Source organism: Pseudomonas entomophila (genome assembly GCF_013523125.1).
GTDB classification, from domain to species: Bacteria; Pseudomonadota; Gammaproteobacteria; order Pseudomonadales; family Pseudomonadaceae; genus Aquipseudomonas; species Aquipseudomonas entomophila_B.
The window spans coordinates 1-327 of sequence record NZ_JAAMQJ010000125.1 but is presented as its reverse complement, the minus strand read 5'-3'; the positions used below and the strand labels follow the sequence as shown (position 1 = coordinate 327).

Here is a 327-nt window from a genome sequence, read left to right as displayed (position 1 = left end):
TCTCATCGGTAATGTGCCCGATTACCGCCTTGATCGATGCCTGCACCGTCAGCGGCGCCACATCCAGACGGTTCTGCTCCATCTGGCGCATTTCTTTCAGGTCATCCAGGCGGCGAACCAGCGCCCGTAGACGCCGCTGAGCTTCTGGCTCAGGCTCCCACTGGCGTAACGAGTCGCCTTTGTGCTGAGCGTAAGCAGCGATGGTCTTGGCGTCGGCCTTGTCGGTCTTGACGCGGCGCAGCTCGAATTCGGCGAACTTCGCGATCACCGCTGGGTTGACGATGCACACCCGGTAGTGCCGAGCGTGCAGGTATTCGGCCAGCGCCT

At 62.1% G+C, this 327-nt stretch carries 1 protein-coding gene; it reads right to left on the bottom strand.

The window, feature by feature from the left end; genetic code table 11:
• On the bottom strand, positions 1 to 327 hold a 327-nt coding region (locus G7007_RS21925; protein WP_181105201.1), incomplete at both ends, for an IS110 family transposase.